Source organism: Ancrocorticia sp. (assembly GCF_052089425.1).
In the GTDB taxonomy this organism is placed as follows: Bacteria; Actinomycetota; Actinomycetes; order Actinomycetales; family Actinomycetaceae; genus Ancrocorticia.
Window position 1 is genome coordinate 38,999 of sequence record NZ_JBQCZW010000007.1, and the last position, 19,259, is coordinate 58,257.

A 19,259-nucleotide genomic window follows, 5' to 3' on the forward strand; every position below is an offset into this window, starting at 1 on the left:
GGTGTGACGGACTAGGCTATCTGCATGAGCATTATCGCAGTGAACTACGAATACGACGCAACGAAGCTTCCCGAACTGGCCGAACATCGGCCAGAACACCGCACGTTCCTAGGATCGCTTCGTGACGAGGGAACGCTTTTGGCCTCGGGTCCCCTTGGCACAAACGGCGCGCTGATCATCCTCGAGGTTGCGGACAAGGCGGCGGCCCTGTCCGTCCTCGAATCCGATCCGCTGTACATCAACGGCATCGTCGAGACCCGCGTGGCACGCACCTGGAATCCCGTACTTGGCCCCTGGAACTAACCTGCCCAAGGAAGCTTGGCTCCGCCGTCGGCGTCCTTAATTCTTCTTTCGCCGCTTACTACCCCACATCGACGCGACAACCGTGACGATGATCGTGCCAACAATGACGATGAGTGAGGCGACGATGTCTGGCTCCGGAATGAACGTGAGAATCTCGTACCCGTGGAAGGCGTGCAGCACGAGCTTGACGGCGATGAAGCCCAGGATGAAGGCCAAGCCGTAGTGAAGGTAGAGCAACTTATCCAGTAGGCCATCGATCAGGAAGAACAGCTGGCGCAGGCCCAAGAGGGCGAACGCGTTCGCCGAGAACACGATGAACGGTTCCTTCGTGAGGCCGTAAACCGCAGGAATCGAATCGAGGGCGAACATGAGATCGATCGATCCGATGGCAATGATGCACAGGAGAAGCGGAGTCATCCACGTCTTCTTCTGGCGGCGCACGATGAGCTTTTGGCCCACGTAGCCGTCCGTCACCTTGAAGTGATTCATGGCGAAGCGCGTGATGGCGTTCGGCTCAAATTCTTCCTGCTCCAGAGCCCCGGGTTCTTGGACGCCTTCCATGACCTGCTTGATTGCGGTGTAGAGAAGGAAAGCCCCGAATATAAAGAACACCCAGACGAACCGTTCGATGATCGCCGCGCCAACAAGAATGAACACGAGGCGCATGAGCAGCGCCATGACGATTCCGTACAACAGAACCTTCTGCTGGTACTTACGGGGGACGCGGAAGGAGGCGATGATGATGATAAAGACGAAGATGTTGTCTAGCGACAGAGCCTTCTCCGTCAGCCAACCGGCGTAATACTCTCCCGCGAACGTGCCGCCGTGGCGAGCGTAAAGAACGCCGCCGTAAACCAAGGCAAGAACGATGTAGATCGTGGACCAAATGGCCGATTCCTTGAGAGTGGGTTCATGCACTTTGCGCACGTGGCCAAACAGATCAAAGAGAATAAGGCCCACGATAATGATGGCAAGTGCGCCCCACTCCCATGGGTGTACCACCATCTGCCCCGCGCTTGAGGCGGCCATAGGAACTGTCACGATAAACCTCCGGTTCGAGAATGGATCCGAAGGTCTCTTCCCACCATCGCTGGTATCGATCCGGACGCGAGTCGTGATGACGAACCGATGTTAGTTGGGAATACTCCCCTTCAGCGCTAAATTCTAGGGCACGGCGGACGGAAAAAGAGGAGGCCGGAGCGTGCCACGCCTCACAGGCTACTTTTGCGCCTGCTGTGAATGCCAGAGCTCGCTCTTCAAACCTTTGATTTCATCGCGATATCTGGCCGCCAGCTCAAACTGGAGCTGTTCTGCGGCGGCATGCATCTGCTCTGTGAGATCCTCAATGAGGGACGTGAGATCGCGCGCACCCTCCTCACGGGCCTCGGTCCGGACATTCGGGGCGTGACCCTTCGCGTGTTCGGGCTCACTGCGATATCCGCCTTCCAGCAGCTCGCGCGTATCGATATCCTCGCGGGCCAGCATGTCCGTTACGTCCGCGATCTTCTTTCGCAGAGGCTGGGGGTCAAGGCCCCGCTCCTCGTTGTAGGCTATCTGCTTGGCACGGCGGCGGTTCGTTTCATCGATTGCCTCGCGCATGTTGGGCGTGATCGTGTCCGCAAACATGTGCACTTGCCCCGATACGTTACGTGCGGCGCGGCCGATCGTCTGGATAAGCGATGTGGTGGAGCGTAGGAAGCCCTGCTTATCGGCGTCGAGGATGGCCACGAGTGAGACTTCGGGCAAGTCCAATCCCTCGCGCAGGAGGTTGATTCCCACGAGTACATCGAACTTGCCGAGGCGAAGCTCGCGCAGGAGTTCCACGCGGCGCAAAGTGTCCACATCCGAATGGAGGTATTCCACCTTGACCCCGCGATCAGCTAGGTAATCGGTGAGGTCCTCCGCCATCTTCTTCGTCAGGGTGGTGACGAGGGAGCGCTCGCCCCGTTCGGCTCGGCTGCGCACCTCCTCCAGCAGATCGTCAATCTGGCCCTCGGTGGGCTTAACGATGATCTCCGGATCCACGAGGCCCGTTGGACGAATGATCTGTTCCACCACTCCGTCGGACTGCGCCAGCTCATACTTGCCCGGCGTTGCCGAGAGATAGACGGTCTGGCCAATGCGCTCCAAGAATTCGTCCCACTTCAGCGGACGGTTGTCCATGGCGGACGGTAGGCGGAACCCGTATTCCACTAGTGTGCGCTTACGGGACATATCGCCCTCATACATCGCGCCGATCTGCGGGACCGTCACATGCGATTCGTCCAGAATCAACACGAAATCATCCGGGAAGTAGTCCAGGAGTGTGTTGGGCGCGGTGCCGGGTCCGCGCCCGTCAATGTGGCGCGAATAGTTTTCGATGCCAGCGCAGCTTCCAATGTTGCGCATCATCTCCACATCGTAGGTAGTGCGCATTTCAAGGCGCTGGGCCTCAAGGAGCTTATCCTGTTTCCGGAGCTCATCGAGGCGCGTGGCGAGTTCCGCTTCAATACTTTCGATGGCGTGGTTCATGCGCTCCGGCCCGGCAACGTAGTGCGAGGCGGGGAAGATATGCGCCGTGTCCGTTTCCCTGATGACGTTGCCGGTGAGTGGGTGGAGCAGGGTGATGGATTCGACCTCATCGCCGAAGAACTCAATGCGGATGGCCAGCTCCTCATACACCGGGATGATCTCCACCGTGTCACCGCGTACACGGAAGGTGCCGCGCGTGAAAGCGATATCGTTGCGGGTGTATTGCATCCCCACAAACTTGCGCAGGAGTTCGTCACGATCGAGGGTTTGGCCCACCTGAAGCTGGACCATTCGATCCACGTACTCCTGCGGCGTTCCCAAGCCGTAGATGCACGAAACGGAGGCTACGACGACCGTGTCGCGCCGTGTCAGCAGGTTGTTCGTAGCCGAATGGCGCAGCCGCTCCACCTCATCATTGATGGAAGAATCCTTTTCGATGAAGGTATCCGTTTGGGGAACGTAGGCCTCAGGCTGGTAGTAATCGTAATAGGACACGAAATACTCCACGGCATTCTTCGGCAGGAGCTCACGGAATTCGGCAGCCATTTGGGCGGCGAGGGTCTTGTTCGGTTCGATGATGAGGGTGGGGCGCTGAATTTGCTCGATCAGCCATGCCGTCGTGGCGGATTTTCCGGTGCCAGTAGCACCCAGAAGCACCACGTCTTTCTCCCCCGCGTTGATGCGCTCAGTCAGTTCGGCAATGGCCTGCGGCTGATCTCCAGCGGGCGTGTAATCGGAGATCACATCAAATGGAGCAACGGAGCGGGTCAGTTCAGTTACAGGGCGCATGGGTGTAACGCTACTCCGTTCGCGCAGGCGGGTCAGGCGGGTGACGCGTGGTAATTTTCGCCTGCCGCGCAATAGCATGCTTCGGTGAAGGCTTGGCGTTGAAGATAGCATCATGGCGGATAAGGAAACGAAGAACCCGAGCTGGCGCGCTGAGGGTGTTGAGGGCAACGACGATGGCAAGGAACGGCGGAGGCCATCATGGAAACGCCTCATCGCCATCTTCATCGTCGCGTGGATCGCTAGCTATTTCCTCTTCTCCGCTATACAGCAGGCCGTCAATCCCATCGTGGAATTGCCCTATAACCGCTACTACGCGGAACTCCAGCAGGACAATGTGAAGACCTTGGCCTCCAAAGGAGACACCCTAGAAGGAGAGACGCGCCGCGCCATCACCTACGAGGGAGCAAGCTCCACACAGTTCGTGACCGAACGCCCCACGTGGGCCGAGGATTCGATGGCGGAAACGCTGGCCAGCAACAACGTGACCATCACGGCCGTATCCCCCGTCACCAGAACAAATCCGATCCTCACACTGATCGTTTCCCTCCTGCCCATCGCGATCATCGTGGGCCTGTGGTACTGGATTTTCCAACGCCAGATGAAGGGTGGGGCTGGTGGGTCCCTCTTTGGAGGCAAGAATCACGAGCCTATTGATCCGGAAAAGAACCGGGTGAACTTCGATGACGTGGCCGGAATCGATGAGGTCGAGGATCAACTGCGCGAAATCGTGGATATGCTGAAGAGCCCCGATCGCTACACACGGCTGGGCGCCAAGATTCCCCGAGGTATTTTGCTGGAAGGTGGGCCCGGCACAGGAAAAACACTGTTGGCACGAGCGACGGCCGGTGAGGCGGGCGTACCGTTCTTCTCCGTGTCCGCTGCGGAAATCGGCGGAATCCTCGCCGGTAAAGGCGCCTCCGATATTCGTGGCCTGTTCGAGGCGGCACGGAAGGTTGCCCCCGCCATTGTGTTTATTGACGAAATTGACGCCATTGGGCGTTCGCGCGCCTCCGCCCAAAGCATCGGCTCCAACGAGGATCGCGAACAAACACTCAACCAGATCCTGACGGAGATGGATGGCTTTTCCGAATCCGAGGGCATCATCGTGGTGGCGGCCACCAACCTTGCCGAGGTACTGGATACCGCCCTCACGCGCGCCGGGCGATTCGATCGCACCATCACAGTCTCCGCGCCCGATCAAAAGGGCCGCGAGGACATCCTCAAGGTCCACACCCGCGGGCGCCCCATTGATCCCGTGGTTTCGCTATCCAGCATTGCCAAGTCCACTCCTGGCCTCACGGGGGCCGATCTCGCCAACCTAGTGAACGAAGCCTCGCTGCTGGCCGCGCGCCGTGGCAATCAGACCATCCTGCCCAACGATTTCACGGACGCACTGGAAACCATCCAACTGGGCGTTGAACGATCCGTCATGATGGACCCGCAGGAACTCAAGCGCACGGCATGGCATGAGGCGGGGCACGCACTGTTGGGCATGATCCAGCCGGGTGCTGATCCGGTCCGTAAGATCTCCATCATCCCGCGCGGGCGCGCCTTGGGCGTGACCCTATCCACGCCCGAAGCCGATAAGTACGGGTATGACAAGGCCTACCTCCGTGGGCGCATCATCGGGGCTCTTGGTGGCATGGCAGCAGAAGAAGTGGTGTTCGGCGTGGTGACAACCGGCGCGGAATCGGACCTCCAAACCGCCACGAACATTGCCCGGCAAATGTTTGGCCGCTGGGGAATGTCCTCAACAATCGGGCCCGTGCAGGTGTACCCCCGCGAAGGCGATCCTCGGGCTCAGGGAGTTTCAGATTCTCTGCTCGCTGCTGTAGATGCCGAAGTTCGCGAACTCATGACCGAATGCTACGAAGAAGCCAAACGCCTCCTGCGCGAACACGCCGATCAGCACAAGGCGCTAGTTGACGCGCTCATGGTGCACGAAACGCTCGACGAGGCAGAGGCCTACGAGATCGCCGGAATCGAGCACAGTTCCACCCAAACCAGCCACGTGGTGGCCGGGACCATTCCGCCCGGGCCGCGCGATGAGGACGAGCCGGGCCAAGCAGCGCCGGGCCAAGCTGAGCCAGGCCAGAGCGAACCACCGCGCGGCGATACACCCGAGATTCCCGACTAGCGGATCCTCAACCGATACGCTGGATCCGCCACTTCAAAGCAACCCTCCCCCGGCACAAAACCTGCCGCGGCGAGGGCTGCTTCATTGCTGGCGCCGTTAGGGCCGTCCGGGCCGTCCACCGCAATCAGCTCGCCTGAATCCGCGCCGTGTGCTGCTCGGACGCCATGATGAGCAAGGCGCTCACGGCAGCGTTCGCATTCCGCGCGTTCGGCCGGGCGCGTTGCGCCTGTGAGCCGAACGCCACGGACGAGATTGCGGGCATAGGGCGCGAGCCGGTCCTCCCATAGCGCGGAGATCTGGGACGCCAAATCGTTCAGAGTTCCGGAGTTGTCCAGCCACGCATCGGCAAGCTCCACAAGATCGGACTGCGGGCGTTGGTTGGCGATCCGCGCCTGTGCCCCCTCAGCATCGAGCCCTCTACTGGCGAGCCGTGCGATCCGCACATCCGTATCGGCCCCCAACACAACATTGAGGTGAGAGCCGTAGCGGCGCGTGCTATCCGCCAGAATCGCTATTTCGATCACGGCAACGCCGTCCCTATCCTCTGCGCTCCAGCGTTCCAGGAGCCGTTCGGCCGCCTGCCACGTGCGGGGGTGGGTGATGGCATTCAGTTTGGCTAGCGCCTCGCGATCGTTGAAAACAATGCCCGCAAGCGCGGTGCGATCCACCACACCATCGCGCACCACCTGGGGCCAGAGTTCCCCAACTTCCCAGGTGGCAGAAGTGCCCGGATCCAAGATGGTCCGGGCAACTTCATCGAGTTCAAGGATGTGTGCACCTCGCTGGCGAAGAAGGCTTGCGGCCGTCGATTTGCCTGTACCAATTCCACCGGTCAGCGAGATAAGAAGCATGCATGAAGCCTACTGGAGTTCCTCGGGGATCCACCACAGGCCATCGTTGTTCTCATCCAGATACTGCTTGAGCTCATCCGAGTGGTAGGCATCCACGATGTCCTGAGCCCACTGAGAATCCTTGTCTTCTTCTTTCACCACAACTTGAAGAACCATGTTGTCCACGATGTCCTCGGTAGCAAGCGCCGTGCTTGGATCAATATCTGCGTTGTACACGATCGATCCAGTGATCACGATGAAATCGAAATCCTCAGACACGGCGGGAATGGAAAGCGATTTCATTTCGGTGAAATCAAGATTGTACGGGTTCTCGGTCACGTTGGATTCGTCAATCGCGGCGAAGTCACCCGAATCGTCAACCTCAATCCAGCCGTTCTTTTCCATGAGGAGATAGGCTCGGGCGCGGTTGGAGGCATCGTTTGGAACGGCCACCGTTGCACCATCAAACACCTCGTCAACGGAATCGTATCGATCAGAGTACACACCGGCGGGAACCGTGGGAATCGGGCTGAGCGCCACGAGGTCCCCATCGTTCTTTGCGTTGAAGTCCTCCATGTAGGCCGTATGCTGTTCCACATTGAAGTCCACATCGCCATCGTTCAGTGCAATGTCAGCGTTCAACAGATCAGAGAAGTCTACGGCGTTAATCTCGTATCCCTTCTCCTCAAGGATGGGCTGGATCGCATCCTCGAACAGAACGGAGTACGGACCCTGTGACTTCGAGAAGGTCAGGGTGGTTTTGGTGCCATCGCTTTCCTCCTCATTGGAGGAGTTGGAGCCAGGGGCCGAGCAAGCCGTGACCGAAAGCACCAGAGCGCCGGCCAATGCGAGTAGTTTTTTCATGGATTTCTCCTTGGTTGATTATGGTGGTTCACGTTAGCTAGCGTGGTTCGCGCAGGCGACGGGCGTACCCGTTACCGAGCGCTTGGAGGATCTGGACAAAGATCACGAGGACTACCACTGTGAAGATCATCAGCGGTGTATTCATGGCCTCACGGCCGTAGGTGAGCGCGAGATCGCCAACGCCACCGCCACCGCCGTATCCTGCCATAGCTGTTGCTCCCAGCAATCCGATCATGCCTGTTGTCATGGCCAGAACGATGGAGCTGTAGGTTTCCGGCAGCAGGAAGTAGCGGACGATCTGGAGATTGGATGCCCCCATGGCCTGAGCAGCCTCGATGACGCCCGGCTTGACTTCAAGCAAGCTCGTTTCCACGAGCCGGGCGATGTAGGGAGCAATGTAGATGATGAGCGGCACCAGTTGGGCCTGGGTGCCCACAGGCGTTCCCATGATCAATCGAGTGAGCGGCATGATGGCCACAAGCAGGATGATGAACGGAATCGATCGAATGATATTGACGGTGACGTTCAGGATCGCGTACAGCGCGCGATTCGGAGTGAGGCCCCCACGGCGGGTCAGCACCAGCCCAAGCGCAATGATCACACCGAGGATGCCTCCAACAATCATCCCCCAGCCCAGCATATAAATAGTCTGACTTCCGGCAAGAACGAGCTTCTCAACCGTGACACCAAAGAGTATTTGGTCCATTACGCGCTCACCCTTTCACGCCGTACACCCTGTTCATCGATGTACCGTTCGGCGGCCTCGATCACGCTGGTCTCACCGATCAGCTGGACCATGTAGAGGCACAAAACCGTATCCTGAAGCTCCTCGACATTGGCGCCCAAGATGTTCACTTCAAGATCCGGTATGCGCGATAGCTGCGCCAACACGGGCTTTCTGGCGGTCTCTCCAACAAATCTCATGCGTTCAACGCGATAGTTTCGAGTATCCGATTCAAGCTGGTCCAGAAGGGTACTGGGAATCTGATCGTTGAGGACTGTGCGAACAAATTCCTGCGTGATGGTCTCGCGCGGCTGATCGAACACGTCCAGAACGCTCCCCTGCTCCACGATCCGGCCGTCCTCCATGACGGCTACCTTGGTGCAGATCCGTTGAATGACGTGCATCTGATGGGTGATCAAGAGGATCGTGACGCCCATTGATTGGTTGATCTTCTTCAGGAGGGCGAGAATCGATTCGGTTGTTTTCGGGTCCAGTGCGCTTGTGGCCTCATCACACAGGAGAATCTTCGGCTCCGTGGCCAACGCTCGGGCAATACCAACACGCTGCTTCTGCCCGCCGGAGAGCTGGCTGACGTAGGTGTTGCGCTTGTCTTCTAGTTCAACAAACGCGAGCACTTCCTCAACGCGTTGCTTAATGGTCTCCTTGGGGGCACCTGCCAGAACCAGTGGCATAGCCACGTTGTGGTACACGCTCTTTCGCTCCAGCAGATTGAACTGTTGAAAGACCATCCCGATATCGCGGCGAACTTGACGCAACGAGGCGGCGCCAAGCGCCGTGAGATCCTGACCATCCACTGATACGGTGCCGGTATCCGGAGATTCCAGTTGGTTGACAAGCCTCACCAGAGTGGACTTTCCAGCCCCGGAGAATCCGATGATGCCGAAAATCTCACCGGCGTTGACATCTAAGGACACGTCTTTGAGTGCTTCAACAGTTCCGGCTTTGCCTCGGAACGTCTTCGACGCATGAGAAATGCTAATCACGTTGTGTCCCTTCCGTGAGCCACCAGTACGCATACTCGGCGTACAGGCCCGCTCCCAGTGGAAGCGCCGCCTCGTCCAGATCAAAGTTCCCGTTGTGATGAGAGTTTTGAGTGTTGGGGATCGCGGGGTTTCCGGTGCCCACGTACGCATACACACCCGGGACCTGTGCTTGGAGTTCGGCGAAGTTGTCCCCGCCCAAAGAGTAGGGGCGTTCGGTAATAACGACGACGTCGGATCCAAGCTCGCGAGCCACCGCCGCCACTTCCGCTGTGACTCCGGCAGGGTTAATCACCGCTGGCGTCACCAAGCGCCACTGCACCTCGGCCGTTGCACCAAAGGAGGCGGCGGTGGAGGAGACAAGTTGCTCGATCTGGGCGCGCACACGCAGGCGAGTCTCCTCGTTCACAGTGCGGGTGGTGCCCTCGAGCTCCGCTGTTGCGGCCAGTGCGTTGTAGGTTGTTCCGGCGTGGAACGATCCCACGCCAAGCACCACGGGCTCCACGGGATCTGACCTGCGCGCCACCAGCGCTTGCAGGCCCATCACGATTGAGCTGGCGATGTAGAGGGCGTCTGCACCAAGGTGGGGGCGGGAAACGTGAGCACCTTCCCCGTGCACGATAATGGTGAAGATATCCACTGCCGCGAAGTTGAGGCCCTCGCATACTCCCAGTGCTCCGGTGGGAAGATCGGATGCTGCATGCATGCCGAACGTTCGCTCCACCCCGTCAAGCACACCTGCCTCCACGAAATCTAGGGCGCCATTTCCGTGTTCTTCATCCGGCTGGAAGATGAGCTTCACTGTGCCGCCGAAGCTTGCACGGGCAGCGGAGAGCACCTTGGCCGCTCCCAGAAGATTCGTGATGTGGGAATCGTGCCCGCAGGCGTGCATCACGCCCGGATTTTGAGAGCGATACGGGACATCGTTGATCTCCTCGACGGGCAGGCCATCAATATCGGCACGCAGGGCGATCGATCCGTCACCCTCGCATTCTCCTTCGATGATCCCCAAAACGCCTGTCGCTCCCACGCGGGTGTGAGCGATGCCGAATGCGTCAAGTTCCTTCTCAATTCGTTCCGCAGTCCAGAACTCCTGCAGTCCCATCTCCGGATGCATGTGAAACTCTCGGCGCAGCTGCGTCAGATAGTCCTGATCATTGCGCAACGCGGCACTCAGATGACCCACGCGTCGTCCTCCCTCGGAGTTAACCTACTTCTCCCATAGGTTATTATGCTAACAGTTCGTAACTTACCCCAACCTCGCGGCATCCTCGTCACGTGCCACATAGTGAACAGGCACTGCCGTGCCACCTAGTTTCATACCAACATGGTGGGTAAGTCGAGAGAAAGAAGGCTCCATGTTCGAACATCGCGATACTCGATGTATCCACGGCAATCTCGAGCGCCCGGAATTTGAATCAACACGAGCGGTGAGTTTCCCGATTTACCAGACAGCGACGTTCGGGCATGTTGGGTTCGGCCAGTCCAGCGGCTTTGACTACACGCGTGAAACCAACCCAACACGCGGCAAGCTGGAACAAACAATGAGTGCACTTGAGGGCGCGGTAGATACCTGCGCATTCTCCTCCGGCATGGCCGCCGTATCCGCCTGCATCGAACTGTTCTCTCCGGGTCAGCACATTCTGTGTTCGGAGGATTTGTACGGGGGCGTTATTCGGCTCTTCGATCAGATCAGTGCAAAGAATGGCCTCACGGTGGACTACGCGGATACGGGTTCCGCCCACGCGATCGAAGCAGCGATCACACCAGAGACCGCCTGCCTGTACATCGAAACTCCGTCCAATCCGATGATGAACGTGGCAGACCTCCGGCAATGCCGCCAGATCGCGGATAAGCATGGGCTGATCCTCATCGTGGACAACACGTTCCTTTCCCCCTACCTTCAGAATCCTCTGGAGCTGGGTGCCGATCTTGTGATCCACAGCGGGAGCAAGTTCATCGGCGGCCACAACGATACGATCTCCGGGTTCGTATGTTCCGGTTCTCCTGCACTGGCTGAGCGCATCCGCCTCATCCACAAGACCACCGGCGCAGCCCTCTCTCCCTTCGATTCCTGGCTCACACTTCGCGGCATCAAGACCTTGGGTATCCGCATGGAACGTCAACAAGAATCCGCAGTGGAGATCGCACGCTGGCTTCGCGAGCAACCGGGTATCTCGGACGTGTTCTACGTGGGACTCGAAGATCACCCGGGTTACACAGTCAACGCCTCTCAGGCACGCGGTGCTGGCGCCATGATTTCCTTCCGTACAGATACTGCCTCAACCGCACGCCGCGTTCTGGAACGCACACAGCTCATCACGTTTGCCGAAAGCCTTGGCGGAACGGAATCACTAATCACCTATCCCATGGTCCAGACCCATCCCGATGTGCCCGTGGCAGTCCGTGAACGGCTGGGTATTACAGAAACGCTTCTTCGGCTCTCGGTTGGCCTTGAAAACGTTGAGGATCTCAAGGCCGATATAGCTCAGGCGCTCTAAAGGAAGGGACTAACCAGTGCTGGTATCAACAAAGGGGCGCTATGCTCTTCGCGTCATGATCGATCTTGCCGAGAACCAAACCTCCGGCTACATTCCGTTGAAAGAGATCGCCGAACGGCAAGATGTGTCCGAGAAGTACCTCGAATCGATCCTCAAAACCCTTGTACGCTCGGGCGCTCTTGCCGGCCAGCGCGGCAAGGGAGGCGGGTATCGGCTCACGCAGGACCCTGCCGAATACACGGTAGCCACGATTCTCCACCTGACGGAAGGAAGCTTGGCTCCGGTTGCGGGCCTGCATGGCGGCGGCAACTCGAACCAAGATCGTGGGGCCACGCTCAAAATGTGGCACGAACTGGACGAACTCATCACCGCATTCTTTGAGAAGCGCACCATCGCGGACTTGGCTTCCAGCTCTACCCCTGGAGATAACTACGTGATCTAGGCACTACCCGCAATAGCGAAAACGGGACCCGAATGGGTCCCGTTTTCTGTTCCTTATACGGAGGAACTAGTTGTTTGTCAGCTTCTCACGCAGAGCGGCAAGTGCTTCGTCCGATGCCAGAGTGCCAGCGGCCTCTGCATCGTTCGAGGAATAGGATGCCGGTGCCGGCTCGGTGGCCGCCGGAGCAGAAGAGCTCTGGCCTGCCTCGGCGTCCTGCTCCATTGCCTTGGCAACTTGAGCCTTGTGGGACTCCCAACGTGCCTGAGCGGCAGCGTATTCGTTCTCCCACGCTTCGCGCTGCGTATCGTAGCCGTCCAGCCATTCGTTGGACTCGGGATCGAAGCCTTCTGGGTACTTGTAGTTGCCCTGATCGTCGTATTCCGCAGCCATGCCGTACAGCGAAGGATCGAAATCTTCGGACGTGGGATCCACGCCCTCGTTCGCCTGCTTGAGCGACAGGGAGATGCGGCGGCGCTCAAGATCAATATCGATCACCTTGACGAATGCGTCATCACCAACCTTGACAACCTGCTCGGGCAGATCGATGTGGCGCTGTGCCAGCTCGGAGATGTGAACCAAGCCCTCGATGCCATCCTCCACGCGAACGAATGCGCCGAACGGAACCAGCTTGGTGACCTTGCCCGGGACGATCTGACCGATCGCATGGGTACGGGCGAAGGTCTGCCACGGATCTTCCTGCGTAGCCTTGAGGGAGAGCGAAACACGCTCGCGATCCATATCAACATCAAGGACTTCCACGGTGACCTTCTGGCCAACTTCGACAACCTCAGATGGGTGATCGATGTGCTTCCACGAAAGCTCGGACACGTGAACCAGACCGTCTACGCCACCAAGATCAACGAACGCACCGAAGTTGACGATCGAGGAGATGACGCCCTCGCGGACCTGCCCCTTCTTGAGGTTGTGGAGGAATTCTCCACGGGCCTGAGACTGGGTTTCTTCGAGCCAAGAGCGGCGGGACAACACAACGTTGTTCCGGTTCTTGTCCAGCTCGATGATCTTTGCTTCGAGCTCACGGCCGATGTAGGGCTGAAGATCGCGCACGCGGCGCATTTCAACCAAGGATGCAGGGAGGAAGCCACGAAGCCCGATGTCCAGAATGAGGCCACCCTTGACAACTTCGATGACCGAACCGGTGACAACGCCATCGGCTTCTTTGACATCTTCGATTTGGGACCAAGCACGCTCGTACTGTGCGCGCTTCTTGGAGAGGAGAAGGCGGCCTTCCTTGTCTTCCTTCTGAAGAACGAGGGCCTCAATCTGATCGCCTACGTGAACAACGTCATCAGGATCTACATCGTGCTTGATGGAGAGTTCCTTGGAGGGGATGACGCCCTCTGTCTTGTAGCCAATGTCAAGAAGGACTTCGTCGTGGTCGACCTTGACTACAGTGCCTTCGACGATATCCCCGTCATTGAAGTACTTGATGGTCTGGTCAACAGCTGCGATGATTTCATCTTCGCCGCCGATGTCGTTAATTGCGACCTGCGGGATCGTCGAGGTTGTGGGCGTGTTATCGGTCATGAAGTTGGTGACTCCGTTACGGACTGAATTAGTAGTTGGACAGTGACAATGCGGGAAGGAATCCCACACCAGTAGTCAACTCTACGTTAGCTCAGAGCTGGCCGCAAACAGATTAGCGCGACATTGCGCGGAAAATTCGTGATCTTCAGCCCACCTAGCGCAGCCATCACCCTCTATACTTCGGAAGGCCATCGTCCAGATTGGAGTGATTCAACTCTCGGCTGCGCCAGCTAATTTCCCCTAGTGGGCAGCAGCTCGCCAGTTGGCACCGTATCCGATGCCCACGGAAAGCGGTACAGAGAGCGTAGCGGCCTGCCCCATGTCACGCCGCAGAAGCATTTCCACCTGATCGTGCTCCCCCTCAGCAATCTCCACAACCAATTCGTCATGAACCTGCAACAGCACACGGGAAGAGAGCCCTGCATCGAGGAGATCTCGGGCTACGTCCACCATTGCCAGCTTGATGATATCGGCTGCCGATCCTTGGATCGGTGCGTTGAGCGCCATCCTTTCGGCTGCCTCGCGGAGCTGACGGTTCGTGGAGGTCAGTTCTGGAAGGTAACGGCGCCTGCCCAGCATCGTTTCCGTATATCCCTGCTTGCGTGCGCGTTCCACAAGAAGATTCAGATAATCACGGACCTTACCGAACCGCGAGAAGTAATCGTCCATGAGGCGCTGGGCCTCCCCCACGTCAATACGCAGCTGCCGGGACAAACCAAAAGCGGAAAGTCCGTACACCAAACCATAGCTCATCGCCTTGATCCGGGAGCGCTGGGCTCCGCTCACCTGATCCTCCGCAACATCAAAAACTCGCGAGGCAACATACGTGTGCAGATCGGCGCCATGGTTGAAGGCGTCAATCAGCTCTTGGTCACCGGAAAGGGAGGCCATGAGCCGCATTTCGATCTGGGAGTAGTCAGCCGTCATCAACCCAACGTAGTGATCTCCAGGGACAAATGCCTCGCGGATCTGAAGGCCCTCTTCGGTACGCGCATGGATGTTCTGGAGATTTGGATCCGTGGAGGACAGCCGGCCCGTTGCCGCTACAGCTTGCTGGTAGGTGGTGTGGATTCGTCCGTCCGATTGAATGGAACGCTGTAATCCTTCAACCGATTGGCGAAGCTTGATCGCATCGCGATGCTCGAGAAGGGAACCGAGGAAGGTTTGGCCTGATATCGCGCGATCGTCCTCACGTCCGGCGATCCTCACTGCCAGGTCCGCCAGAGCTTCAGCGTTGGTTGTATATCCAGACTTCGTCTTCTTGGTTTTCGGGAGTCCAAGTTCGTCAAACAGAACTGTTTGCAGCTGCTTCGGACTGGAAAGGTTTACGTCGTGCCCGATGGCACTATAGGCGCTTTGGGCAGCACCTTCCACACGGGCATCAAAATCTGCGCGCAGCTCATCCAGCCGAGTGTCACTGACCTGAATACCGGTTTGTTCCATCTGCTGGAGGGTACTGGCCACCGCGAGCTCAAGATCAAGGAGCGATCCATCTTCACCCTGCTCCTTCAGCGCCTCGGTCAGCGCCCGCGCCAGCGGCACTTCCACCGCGGCAGCAGACGCAATGGCATCCGTTCCACCAAATCCGGGAAGCATCTCATCATCTTCGGCAATATCAACACCCAGATAGCGCATGGCCAGATCATGAAGATCATACGTGCGCTGGTCTGGGTGGAGCAGGTAGGCCGCCAGAACCGTATCGCACACCACGCCGTTCAGCTCAAAATCACCGGCACCATGTAGCCCGTGCCAGTATTCCTTGGCGCTGTGACACACCTTGGACTGTGCCGGGTCCGCGAGCCACTGAGCAAACGCCTCCTCATCGGCTGGCGTGAGCGCTGAACGCAGCGTGGAAAACACGTGTCCGGCCGAATCGGCAATGGCGATCGATTCTATTTCGCCACGCCCGGGAGCAAAGTTGCCGGTGAGGGCGAGCCCCCATCGGGGCGATTCACGCCCGTCAAGCCATCCCGGCAAGTCCTCGTGGCTGACCTTGAGAGCGGCCAAGTCCAAGCCCGTCGTTTCCTCGGACTGCGTGCCGTCGCGGCTGGGGAGTTCTTGGAGAACGCGAGAGCGCAGGCTGGAGAAGTCCAAGGTGTCGAACAGTTCGTGGACGGCTTGCCGATCCACGCCCTTGGGGCGGAAGAGTTCGAAATCCTCACCGATCGGAAGGTCGCGCAACAATCGATTGAGCTCACGGTTCAGGCGGACCTGATCAGTGTGTTCCTGCAGCGAGTTTCCGGCGCGCCCCTTGATCTCATCAGCATGAGCCAGAATGGATTCGAGATCGCCATACTGGTGGATCCACTTTGCGGCTGTCTTGGGACCTACACCAGGGACTCCCGGCAGGTTATCGGCGCCCTCACCCACGAGGGCGGCAAGGTCAGGGTACTGGTGTGGCGTCACGGTGGTTTTCTCCTCCACGCCAGCAGGATCCAGCACCTGCATCTGCGATCGCGGCATGGGATACAACAGCGTGCAGCTATCGCTGACCAACTGGTAGGCATCCTTATCCCCGGAAGCAATGTAGCTGTGCATGCCCTGTTCGGATGCCAATGAGGAAAGCGTGGCAACAATATCGTCTGCCTCGTAATCCTCCATGGTGAGCCATGCGATTCCCAAAACATCTAGGGTCTCTTGAATAACGCCTATTTGGCCCTTAAATTCCTCGGGGGTCTTGGCGCGCCCGCCCTTGTAATCCGGGAACCTCCGTGTGCGGAAGGTGCCCCCAGGCAAATCAAAGGCAACGGCAACATGCGTTGGATGATAATCGCCCATCATCTTGAGAAGGGTGTTGATGAATCCATACACCGCGTTCGTGTACTGGCCCCGCGAGGTCAGAAAACTATCTGCGCGCAACGCGTAGAAGGCACGGAAGGCCATCGAATTACCATCGACCAAGAGGATTCGCTCATCGTTCACTCCCCCAGCCTACTATTAAGTCATGGAGAACTACCTTGGAGAACTCGCTGAACGCCTTCAGATCACGGTCCGCACCATCAGTGAGGACCTCGTGGTCATGGCCATGCCAGTTGCTGGTAACACGCAGCCAGCCGGACTACTGCACGGCGGAGCGAACGGGGTGCTGGTTGAGCAGGCGGCATCGAGCCTCGCGCTGCGCAGGGCTCCAGAGGGCAAACTGCCCGTTGGAACGGAACTGAATGTGTCCCAGCTTCGCGGGGCCACTGAGGGATACGTGACAGCAACCGCAACCCTGCTTTCTCAGTCACGCTCCTCCATGTGTACTCAGGTGGAGATACGCGACGAATCGGGTACGCTGACCGCCGTTGGCCGGATGACCAACGTGTTCATTACACGCTAGAAACGGAACTACTCCGCGCGGCCAACTTGATCGATCACGGCGTCCGCTACCTCGCGCATCGTCAGCCGGCGATCCATGGATGTTTTCTGGATCCAACGGAAGGCTTCCGGCTCACTGAGGCCCATACGTTCCTCAAGAAGCCCCTTCGCACGATCAACGCGCTTGCGAGTCTCAAACTGCTCGGTCAAGCTCGCGACCTCGTTCTTGAGAGCAGCGATTTCCTGCGCACGGGACACAGCGATTTCCACAGCAGGGATCAGCTCAGCTGGAGTAAACGGCTTGACAACATAGGCCATCGCCCCGGCATCGCGCGCACGATCAACCAGCTCGCTTTGGGAGAACGCCGTGAGCATGACAATCGCACAATTGTGATCCTCGAGGATGCGATCGGCGGCCGTGATGCCATCCATTCCCGGCATCTTCACGTCCATGACGATCAGTTCCGGCTCAAGCTCATCAGCAAGGGCAATAGCCTGCTCGCCGTCACCAGCCTGCCCAACAACCTCGTAGCCTGCACCCTCGAGAGTCTCGACGATATCCAAACGGATCAGCGTCTCGTCTTCAACCACTAAGGTCCGGGTCCCGGATACTTCGGTGGTTGCTGCGTCTTCCTGTGCCATAGCGTCTCCTTTGACCGGCAGCCAACATCTTGTCTTTCGGTCTTCTACACTAACCTTTTCCAAGTCTGGTGCTTGGAATAAGCCGTGCTCCCGGCGGGACTCGAACCCGCACGCCCGCAAAGGCGCTGCATTTTGAGTGCAGTGTGTCTACCAATTCCACCACAGGAGCAGATGGTGGGCCGATGGCCCCCCAAGGGTGATTAAGCGTGACGGATTAACGTTTCGCCCATCTTGTGCACGCGAATGGTATTGGTGGAACCAATAACACCTGCGGGCATACCAGCCACGATAACGATACGATCGCCATCTTCAGCTAGGTCCATCTCACGGAGGAGATGATCTACCTGTCCTACCATATCATCAGTGTGCAGTACATGTGGAACCGTGAAGGTATCCACGCCCCATGTGAGTGCCAACTGATTACGTACAGCAGGGTCAGGAGTGAAGCATAGCAGTGGCAAACGCGCGCGAAGCCGCGCCACACGCCGTGCCGTCTGACCCGACTGAGTGAAGACAACCACAAACTTCACGCCAAGCGCTTCGCCGATCTCCATCGCCGCACGGGTGATCACACCGTTACGCGTACGATGAAGGTTTCCGATCTCCGCTATCTGTTCGAGGCCATGTTCTTCCGAGTACTCGATGATGTTGTACATCGTCTGCACGCACTCAATGGGATAGAGCCCAACCGAGGTTTCGCCCGAAAGCATCACGGCGTCAGCACCATCAATAATCGCGTTCGCACAATCGGACGCTTCCGCGCGCGTAGGACGCGGGTTTTCGATCATGGACTCGAGCACCTGAGTGGCCACAATAACGGGCTTGGCCATCCGGCGGCACAGGTCAATGGCGCGCTTCTGAACGATCGGAACCTGTTCGAGCGGTACCTCAACACCCAGATCACCGCGGGCAACCATGATGCCATCGAACGCGCGGACGATTGCTTCGAGGTTCTCCACTGCCTGTGGCTTCTCGATCTTGGCGATGACGGGCTTACGCACGCCAACCTTGTCCATGATCTCATGGACATCGTCGATATCCTTGGCATCACGCACAAAGGAGAGGGCAACGATATCGCAGCCGAAGCGCAGGCCCCACTCAAGATCCTCACGATCCTTTTCGGACAGTGCAGGAACGGACACGGCAACACCAGGAAGGTTAACTCCCTTGTGATCCGAAACCGGGCCGGGAACCTCAACCACCGTGTGGACTTCGGGGCCCTCAACGGAGGTAACACGTACTGCAACCTTGCCGTCGTCGATCAAAATATGATCGCCGGGCTTACAATCTCCGGGCAGCCCCTTGAACGTTGTTGAGACAAGCTCCTTCGTGCCAGGGACATCGTCCGTGGTAATGGTGAACTCATCACCAACGTTGAGCCGGACTGGACCTTCCGCAAACGTACCTAGACGAATCTTTGGCCCCTGAAGATCAACCAGTACGGCAATCGGACGCCCGGTTATCTCCGCTGCCTTACGAACGCGCAGAATGCGCTCTTCGTGTTCAGCGTGAGAACCGTGCGAGGCGTTGATTCGAGCTACGTTCATTCCAGCACGGGCCAACTCAAGGATTTGTTCCTGAGTGGTAGTTGCCGGACCAAGTGTGCACACAATTTTTGCTCGTCGCATGCTGTACATCCTACCTGAGGGTATTCGTTATTTAACTGGCAT

16 protein-coding genes and 1 tRNA gene are annotated in these 19,259 nt (G+C 58.2%); 5 read left to right on the forward strand and 12 right to left on the reverse strand.

From position 1 onward, the window contains the following. The first annotated feature begins 24 nt into the window (after positions 1-24). Positions 25-303: a YciI family protein gene (locus ACTHV6_RS04140; protein ID WP_441386010.1), complete on the forward strand. Its 279-nt coding sequence runs from the start codon at positions 25-27 to the stop codon at positions 301-303. Between the two features lie 36 nt (positions 304-339). On the opposite strand, the gene ACTHV6_RS04145 is transcribed toward ACTHV6_RS04140, so the two are convergent. Together ACTHV6_RS04145 and uvrB are read right to left on the reverse strand one after the other, a co-directional pair. After that, positions 340-1,308, reverse strand: a complete 969-nt coding sequence (locus ACTHV6_RS04145) for a TerC family protein (protein WP_441386042.1) — start codon at positions 1,306-1,308, stop codon at positions 340-342. Between the two features lie 213 nt (positions 1,309-1,521). Beyond that, a complete protein-coding gene (uvrB, locus tag ACTHV6_RS04150) occupies positions 1,522-3,603 on the reverse strand; it encodes an excinuclease ABC subunit UvrB (protein ID WP_441386011.1) in 2,082 nt (693 codons plus the stop codon). Positions 3,604-3,715: 112 nt separating this feature from the next. Here uvrB and ftsH point away from each other — a divergent pair, with 112 nt between their 5' ends. Then, positions 3,716-5,740 (forward strand): ATP-dependent zinc metalloprotease FtsH, encoded by a 2,025-nt coding sequence (gene ftsH, locus ACTHV6_RS04155; RefSeq protein WP_441386012.1) that lies wholly within the window; start codon positions 3,716-3,718, stop codon positions 5,738-5,740. On the opposite strand, the gene coaE is transcribed toward ftsH, so the two are convergent. From coaE to ACTHV6_RS04180, 5 genes are read right to left on the reverse strand one after another with little or no spacing between them, the layout of a single operon-like run. After that, positions 5,737-6,591, reverse strand: coding sequence for a dephospho-CoA kinase (gene coaE / locus ACTHV6_RS04160; protein ID WP_441386013.1), 855 nt, complete (start codon positions 6,589-6,591; stop codon positions 5,737-5,739). The genes ftsH and coaE overlap by 4 nt on opposite strands. Before the next feature lie 9 nt (positions 6,592-6,600). Continuing rightward, positions 6,601-7,434 (reverse strand): MetQ/NlpA family ABC transporter substrate-binding protein, encoded by an 834-nt coding sequence (locus ACTHV6_RS04165; RefSeq protein ID WP_441386014.1) that lies wholly within the window; start codon positions 7,432-7,434, stop codon positions 6,601-6,603. Positions 7,435-7,471: 37 nt separating this feature from the next. Then, positions 7,472-8,140: a methionine ABC transporter permease gene (locus tag ACTHV6_RS04170; RefSeq protein WP_441386015.1), complete on the reverse strand. Its 669-nt coding sequence runs from the start codon at positions 8,138-8,140 to the stop codon at positions 7,472-7,474. Further along, positions 8,140-9,162, reverse strand: coding sequence for a methionine ABC transporter ATP-binding protein (locus tag ACTHV6_RS04175; RefSeq protein ID WP_441386016.1), 1,023 nt, complete (start codon positions 9,160-9,162; stop codon positions 8,140-8,142). Before ACTHV6_RS04175 ends, ACTHV6_RS04170 begins: the two co-directional genes overlap by 1 nt. Next, positions 9,155-10,345, reverse strand: coding sequence for a M20 metallopeptidase family protein (locus tag ACTHV6_RS04180; protein ID WP_441386017.1), 1,191 nt, complete (start codon positions 10,343-10,345; stop codon positions 9,155-9,157). Before ACTHV6_RS04180 ends, ACTHV6_RS04175 begins: the two co-directional genes overlap by 8 nt. Before the next feature lie 172 nt (positions 10,346-10,517). Here ACTHV6_RS04180 and ACTHV6_RS04185 point away from each other — a divergent pair, with 172 nt between their 5' ends. Together ACTHV6_RS04185 and ACTHV6_RS04190 are read left to right on the forward strand one after the other, a co-directional pair. After that, positions 10,518-11,660: a trans-sulfuration enzyme family protein gene (locus ACTHV6_RS04185; RefSeq protein ID WP_441386018.1), complete on the forward strand. Its 1,143-nt coding sequence runs from the start codon at positions 10,518-10,520 to the stop codon at positions 11,658-11,660. A 16-nt stretch (positions 11,661-11,676) separates the two neighbouring features. Then, complete coding sequence (locus tag ACTHV6_RS04190; RefSeq protein ID WP_441386019.1) at positions 11,677-12,102, forward strand: RrF2 family transcriptional regulator; 426 nt, start codon at positions 11,677-11,679, stop codon at positions 12,100-12,102. Positions 12,103-12,168: 66 nt separating this feature from the next. Here the strand turns inward: ACTHV6_RS04190 and rpsA are convergent, their stop codons facing one another. Beyond that, a complete protein-coding gene (gene rpsA, locus ACTHV6_RS04195; RefSeq protein ID WP_441386020.1) occupies positions 12,169-13,647 on the reverse strand; it encodes a 30S ribosomal protein S1 in 1,479 nt (492 codons plus the stop codon). A 240-nt stretch (positions 13,648-13,887) separates the two neighbouring features. Then, complete coding sequence (polA, locus tag ACTHV6_RS04200) at positions 13,888-16,569, reverse strand: DNA polymerase I (protein WP_441386021.1); 2,682 nt, start codon at positions 16,567-16,569, stop codon at positions 13,888-13,890. A gap of 22 nt (positions 16,570-16,591) precedes the next feature. On the opposite strand from polA, the gene ACTHV6_RS04205 reads away from it, so the two are divergent. Continuing rightward, positions 16,592-16,969 carry a PaaI family thioesterase gene (locus tag ACTHV6_RS04205; RefSeq protein WP_441386022.1) on the forward strand — a complete coding sequence of 126 codons (378 nt, stop codon included), beginning with the start codon at positions 16,592-16,594 and terminating at the stop codon, positions 16,967-16,969. Positions 16,970-16,977: 8 nt separating this feature from the next. Here ACTHV6_RS04205 and ACTHV6_RS04210 read toward each other — a convergent pair whose 3' ends face one another. The 3 genes from ACTHV6_RS04210 to pyk form a co-directional block, all read right to left on the reverse strand. Continuing rightward, positions 16,978-17,589, reverse strand: a complete 612-nt coding sequence (locus ACTHV6_RS04210) for an ANTAR domain-containing response regulator (protein WP_441386023.1) — start codon at positions 17,587-17,589, stop codon at positions 16,978-16,980. 85 nt (positions 17,590-17,674) lie between these two features. Beyond that, a tRNA-Leu gene (locus ACTHV6_RS04215) sits at positions 17,675-17,758 on the reverse strand. A gap of 31 nt (positions 17,759-17,789) precedes the next feature. Next, complete coding sequence (gene pyk / locus ACTHV6_RS04220) at positions 17,790-19,217, reverse strand: pyruvate kinase (RefSeq protein WP_441386024.1); 1,428 nt, start codon at positions 19,215-19,217, stop codon at positions 17,790-17,792. Between the last annotated feature and the right edge of the window lie 42 nt (positions 19,218-19,259).

Excerpts from the sequence above, each read along its gene's own strand:
- ACTHV6_RS04140 (WP_441386010.1), top strand. The coding sequence starts at position 25 with ATGAGCATTATCGCAGTGAACTACGAATACGACGCAACGAAGCTTCCC.
- ACTHV6_RS04145 (WP_441386042.1), bottom strand. The coding sequence starts at position 1,308 with ATGGTGGTACACCCATGGGAGTGGGGCGCACTTGCCATCATTATCGTG.
- uvrB (WP_441386011.1), bottom strand. The coding sequence starts at position 3,603 with ATGCGCCCTGTAACTGAACTGACCCGCTCCGTTGCTCCATTTGATGTG.
- ftsH (WP_441386012.1), top strand. The coding sequence starts at position 3,716 with ATGGCGGATAAGGAAACGAAGAACCCGAGCTGGCGCGCTGAGGGTGTT.
- coaE (WP_441386013.1), bottom strand. The coding sequence starts at position 6,591 with ATGCTTCTTATCTCGCTGACCGGTGGAATTGGTACAGGCAAATCGACG.
- ACTHV6_RS04165 (WP_441386014.1), bottom strand. The coding sequence starts at position 7,434 with ATGAAAAAACTACTCGCATTGGCCGGCGCTCTGGTGCTTTCGGTCACG.
- ACTHV6_RS04170 (WP_441386015.1), bottom strand. The coding sequence starts at position 8,140 with ATGGACCAAATACTCTTTGGTGTCACGGTTGAGAAGCTCGTTCTTGCC.
- ACTHV6_RS04185 (WP_441386018.1), top strand. The coding sequence starts at position 10,518 with ATGTTCGAACATCGCGATACTCGATGTATCCACGGCAATCTCGAGCGC.
- rpsA (WP_441386020.1), bottom strand. The coding sequence starts at position 13,647 with ATGACCGATAACACGCCCACAACCTCGACGATCCCGCAGGTCGCAATT.
- ACTHV6_RS04205 (WP_441386022.1), top strand. The coding sequence starts at position 16,592 with ATGGAGAACTACCTTGGAGAACTCGCTGAACGCCTTCAGATCACGGTC.
- ACTHV6_RS04210 (WP_441386023.1), bottom strand. The coding sequence starts at position 17,589 with ATGGCACAGGAAGACGCAGCAACCACCGAAGTATCCGGGACCCGGACC.
- pyk (WP_441386024.1), bottom strand. The coding sequence starts at position 19,217 with ATGCGACGAGCAAAAATTGTGTGCACACTTGGTCCGGCAACTACCACT.